Source organism: Phenylobacterium sp. (genome assembly GCF_030693625.1).
Classification (GTDB): Bacteria; Pseudomonadota; Alphaproteobacteria; order Caulobacterales; family Caulobacteraceae; genus Phenylobacterium; species Phenylobacterium ferrooxidans.
On the sequence record NZ_JAUYAF010000096.1, the window covers coordinates 1 to 1,326 of the forward strand.

Below are 1,326 nucleotides of genomic sequence, written 5' to 3' on the forward strand. Positions count from 1 at the left end.
CTCCGCCGTCACCGGCTCGCGGACCCTGGTGCTGTTCAACGGTCGGCGTCTGCCGACCTCGCCCCAGGCGATCTCCTCGGTGGATATCAACCTGCTGCCCACCGCCGCCATCGGCCGCGTGGAAGTCCTGAAGGACGGCGCCGCGGCGACCTACGGCTCCGACGCCATCGGCGGCGTGGTCAACTTCATCACCCGCACCGATCTGGACGGCTTTGAACTCAACGCCAACTATCAGGGCATCTCGGGTTCGCCCGGCGACTACGAAGGCAGCATCGCCTACGGCTACAGGGGCGATCGCGCAAACCTGCTGCTGACCGCCGGCTACCGCCACCGGTCGGAAATGTCCGTGAAGGAACGCGACTGGGCCCTGCGTACGGGACCTCAAGGCTATCTCGAAAACCCGCTGGGCGGCTGGGCCGGCACCGGAAACCCCGGCCAGTATCAGACCGCCACCACCGCGCCTGTGGGTTCGCCCAATACAGGCTACACGGCGGGCAGTTTCGCCGGGTCGTTGCCGGACATCGGCTGCGGGGCCAATGGCGGCGCGCCCTACATCCTGACCACCACCATCGTCAGCCCCACATCGTGCAACTTCCAGTACACGAGCTTTGACAACCTGGTCGAAGACGAGGACCACTACCAGCTCTATGGCAAGCTGAACGTCGATATCACCGACAACATCCAAGGCAATGTCGAGGTCCTCTGGGCCTCGCACAACACCCCGCTGCAAAGCTGGGCGATCACCGGCCCCAACCAGTATCCCGCGCCGATCCTGGCCTCGGGCGCCTCGCCGGGCGGCGGGGTCTCCCCGATCCCGGCCAGCGGCACCGGTGAGCAGTCACGCTTCTACATTCCGAACACCAACCCGGGTCTGATCGCCCTGCTGGGTCAGATCGCCACGGCGAACTGCTCAGGGGCCGTGTTGCCCTATGGCGTTGACGCCACCACCTGCGCCCAGGGCCTCGCGACGGCTCAAAGCCAGGCCGCCAACGCCGCCCTCCATGGTGTGGCCAGCAGCCAAACGGCTTGGCGGCCGCTCGGCTTCGCGGGCAATCCGTACACGTCCGACCGTCACAGCCACTACTCGTACAAGATTGACACCCTGCGCATCGCGGGCGGGTTCAAGGGCAAGTTCGAGAATGGCATCGGTTGGGAGCTTGGCCTGACCTACCAGGAGCAGGACTTCAACTACAACCTGCAGGACACTTCGGTGAACCGCCTGCAGCTCGGCCTCCGCGGCTACGGCAGCCGAGCCGGCAACGCCGATCAGTGCACCGCGGCGGAAACGGCGAACTTCACCACCAACGCCGGTAACGCCGCCCTGGG

General features: G+C 66.2%; 1 protein-coding gene. It reads left to right on the forward strand.

Going from position 1 to position 1,326, the window contains the following annotated elements:
• Positions 1–1,326 (forward strand): TonB-dependent siderophore receptor (locus Q8N10_RS20885; RefSeq protein ID WP_305663992.1); only part of this gene is annotated, 1,326 nt, incomplete at both ends.